Here is a 4607-nt window from a genome sequence, read left to right on the forward strand (position 1 = left end):
GGGTCCTGTCCATACTCTACTAAATAATTAGTCCATGTCGTTAGAATGTCCCAATATTTCTTAGCATAATCTGCATTACCTTCAATTTTCGAAATAGCTGCAGTTAGAATCACCATATTACCACTTTCTTCAATCGGCATGTCACCACCATAAACTTGTCCATTAGCTATTGGATAAGTGCCAAGGTCATGTGCTGCGAAAGGTTTATCCCAGCGACCGCTAGCACTATATTCAAAGATACTAGTCATCATTGCCTTTTGTAAATCAGGATTATAGACCAAAAACAGGGGAGCAGACGGATAGGTCAGGTCGACTGTATTGATACAACCATTACTGTTATTCTCTTTAGAGAACCACATCAGATTGCCTTCTTTGTCTGTAAATAGTTTGTGAGCAGAAATAACTTGACGATAGGCTGCAGAACAGATTTCTGCATATTTTTTACCACCAGCTTTTTCTGCATCGCTATAAATAAGCTCATCAAGTGCACGACAACGCTCCATGATGGATTGATAGTTATCTCTTAGTTTTTCGAAAGCATCAAAAATCGTTACTTTACCATCATGCTTCCAATATCCCATACGTTTCTCATACATATATTCAATGGAATAAATGTCATCATAACCGATCATCAAGAAACCATCTTTACCATCTTGGGTAACAGTTCCAAAATTATGTACATAAGCCATTGCAGGAGTATTTTCTTCCCGACGAGTAATCCATTTAGTTTTACTTGAAGCTAAAGTTCCATTTTTAACAAAAGCTTCCTTCATTCCGCTATAGTCACCCAAACTTATAGATTTTCCTGCTCCATTTACACTACCAAGATATACATATCCCCAGTCAGCACAAATTAAATCACCTTTACGATCACATATCGGCTGGTTGATGGTGCCAGCTTCTACATAACTAATACCATTTTTCGATAATGTACGTGCAATAGTAGGTTGAGTAGTCTCATTCACTGCTAATACCGGAGTCGTTTCTATATAGAATTGTACATCATGCTCTTTTTTATCAAGAGGACGCACACGATAGGAGATGTAGTTAATCGGAGTTGACAACAAATCCAAGTCATCTATCAATTGAGGTGCTGTAAATACGACATCTAATTCGACTGGTCCGCAAGTGAATGTATAGTAACTGGAAGTGGCTAGTACATCTACCGATTTCTGTACAGCCTCATTTTCAAATGTTACTGCATTTTTCTTTTCACGATATAAACCAAAATCCACATAAGATCCTCCTGTCGTGTTATGACAATGTGCTGCAATCACATTTTTACCATTACGAAGCTTCTTCTTGGCTTCGTCTGAAAGTTTTAGATTTACATTATTCTTCCATACGAGATCTGTAGCAACCAGTTTTTCTCCATTTAAATATAATTCGAATACATCGTCATGAAAATAAATAAGAAAAATATTCTCTGTTAAATCCAAATCATTTATTTCAAATGTACGTCGGATATAAATATCTGTATTATCTCCTTTCCATTCTGTGCGAACACGTGGCATATCACGGCTACCGAAAGCTGCTTTACCTTTTTTCCAACTACTATCATCAAACTGGAATTCTTGCCATCCATTTGCTGGTTGACTATTAGTGTATGCAGCCTCCCAACGTTCCACATTTGTCATGGGAGCAATAGGTATTAGAGCTACTTGATCTTTACCCAGGAAACGATACACTTTACCATCTACGCGTAAAGCCCCTACTAATGGCTTCTTAGCTGTAGTCCAGTGTTCTGTACTTCCTTCCATTAATTTATCATAAGGAGACCAGATAGAGAAGTGAGGATCTGAAACAACGATAGGTACCGATGGAGTACGTAGCGCTACCTCTTTTACTGGTTTAAATAAGTTGCCGGTTTGAGCATTTGCGAATAAACCGACCGAAAAGGCCATTACTGTTAGTAGTTTCTTCATAAATATTTTCTAATTAATCTACAATTTTAAGGTTACCCATCTACAATCTTGTTTACCTATAAAGAAAAACAAACCCTACGTTTTCTTTTATTTCTCTTTTTACCTTCTTACTATTACCTTTTAAATGCAATCTTACCTTTCTTATCGCTATACCTAAATAATATATTAAAATCAGTACTGTCGAATATTTATAAATGCTAGAGGAAAAGTTTATATAGAATTGTGTGTTTCAGGTAGGACCCAGGATTCATACAAATCCATTTGTTTTTCCATAGCATTTTATTTGTAACGCTGCAAAATAATGGAATTAATGCTAAATATTAGGAAAATCTGTGTTCAAGAAAGGACAAAATCTATTCTTTTTTCATATTTTGAGTGTTTTTAAAGTGCAAAATAAGTCTCTTACAGTGTGCTTTGAGTAGTTTTTTTCCTTTTTGAGCAATATTTATCCACTTTTATTAAGATAGTACAATGTTTTTGGAGGTTCTAGCTTTTAACGATGAGATATTGCTCATATCGAATAGCTTTTGTAATTTTGCAATACGAAAGCAATACAGATTTACTATCGCAAAATATACTCCATATATTAAACCAAAGTACGTCACTCGAGAGGGGACTACTGTCCTCTATGTTCGATATAACTACAATCGAACTAAGCGTACGCTCATCTCTACTGGATACAGTATTAAACCGGAACACTGGGATTCTAAAAAGAGATGGATTAAGCGCGCTTGTCCGAACTATGACGAGATTGATGCCTGCCTGATTAGAATAACGTCCAAGCTTGGAGAAATTCTTACATATGCTAAAATAAACGGAATAAGTCCAACCGTAGATTTTGTTTTACTTGAATTAAAAAAAAATAGAGAATATGAATTACGTCCTAATCGGGTAGATATATTTGACGCATTAGAAAGATATATTACAGAAAAAGCTCTTGTTGTTTCTGCAGACCAAATAAAAGACTACCGAACACTTCGTAAACATCTGATCGCTTTCAAAGAACATTCATCGCAGCCAATTACTTTTCATAACCTGAATCTTATATTTTACAATGAATTCATGGACTATTTATTTTATAAGGTTATAAAGCCCGATGGGAGTGTTGGCTTGCTCACTAATTCTGCAGGAAAAATTATACGTTTGTTAAAGGGATTTGTTAATTATCAAATAGATAAAGGAGTTATTCCTCCAATTGACTTGAAGCATTTTAAGGTCGTAGAAGAAGAAACTGATGCTATTTATTTAAGTGAAAAGGAACTTTCAACAATACACGAGTTAGACTTGTCAGATGATAAGCAATTGGAAGAGATTAGAGATGTTTTTATTACTGGGTGTTTTACAGGACTACGATATAGTGATCTCTCAACATTAAGTCCCGAACATATTGACTTAGATAATGAGATTATAAATCTCAAACAGAGAAAAGTGCATAAAGCTGTCATAATCCCTATGATCGATTATGTACCGGAAATACTCAAGAAGTACAACTATGATTTACCTAAAATTCCTAGATATATATTCAACGAAAGGGTTAAAGAATTAGGGCGAAGGGCAAAACTAAAACAGAAGATCGAAGTCGTTCGCAAGAAAGGGAAAGAACGGGAAAAGAGAGTCTATGAAAAATGGGAGATGATCTCTTCTCATACTTGCCGACGATCGTTTTGCACAAATATGTATTTATCCGGCTTTCCTGCCGGAGAACTTATGCGCATATCCGGGCATAAGAGTCCATCTGCATTCATGAGATATATAAAGGTTGATAATCTACAGGCTGCAAAAAGACTAAAAGAACTTCGAGCTAAACTTGCCAGGTAAAGATTGAAATATTTCATCTTAGTTATTTCAAATCATGTTCTATTTTTCATATATGCAGAAGAATTAAGATTCTATTGAATTGCTAAATAGAAAAAAGAAAGTCACATTTACATTATATATATTCCTTTTATTGAATATATATAGCATAATTCTTTATAAACATGTATTTTTTCCTACTATCGAAAACAAGTTTTGATATAATGAAACAAGTCGTTGGTTTAAAAGGAACATCTCCTACCTTTAAAAGAAACTACTTATTGGTTTAAAATAAACCACACTATGGACTCCTGAATGGGGTTCTAACATCTACTTTCCTTATTACCTTAAGCTATCACACAATAACATTTCTCTGCAAAATAGCATAAAAAGATAGATAAATCATTCCAGAAAGTTTTATTTACGTCGAATTCATTCAACAAGAGTAATTATTCAATCTATTTGATTTTTAATATCTTAAAATGTTGCTAGTTTTTATGTCATAAAAGAAATTACATGGATAAATGAAAAGAGAGAGAGGAAAAATATTCATTTTTTCAGATTAGTCCATTTCTCATCTTAGACTACCACTACATTTATCCATTAACTTTTTATTTATTAAAAGTCTGCTCATAAGTTAGAATTTTGTACTTTATTTAATAGCCATAACAACACAAAGACAATACAGAGCAAAGATAATCATCTGTATTTCAAACAATTGATAAATGGCAGTTTAGTCTGGACAGGACCCAGAGAACCAACTTTGTACAGATGATTTTGCAGGCCATTGGGCCCATAATGCCAATCTTTCTGTAAAAGCTATCATGGGAGTAGCTGGGTACAGCGAGATGGCTCGTATGCTCGGATTGAATGATGTAGCAGACAAAT

The 4607-nt window shown here is 34.4% G+C and carries 2 protein-coding genes and 1 pseudogene; 2 read left to right on the plus strand and 1 reads right to left on the minus strand.

From position 1 onward, the window contains the following. The coding region (locus DXA54_RS26585; RefSeq protein ID WP_120081102.1) for a glutaminase domain-containing protein at positions 1-1925 on the minus strand (1925 nt) is incomplete at its 3' end. A 471-nt stretch (positions 1926-2396) separates the two neighbouring features. Here DXA54_RS26585 and DXA54_RS26590 point away from each other — a divergent pair. Beyond that, a complete protein-coding gene (locus tag DXA54_RS26590) occupies positions 2397-3743 on the plus strand; it encodes a site-specific integrase (protein ID WP_004307639.1) in 1347 nt (448 codons plus the stop codon). A 716-nt stretch (positions 3744-4459) separates the two neighbouring features. After that, a pseudogene (locus DXA54_RS28645) lies at positions 4460-4607 on the plus strand (glutaminase domain-containing protein); the annotation flags it as partial.

It is taken from the genome of Bacteroides sp. OF03-11BH (assembly GCF_003604005.1).
GTDB lineage: Bacteria > Bacteroidota > Bacteroidia > Bacteroidales > Bacteroidaceae > Bacteroides > Bacteroides ovatus.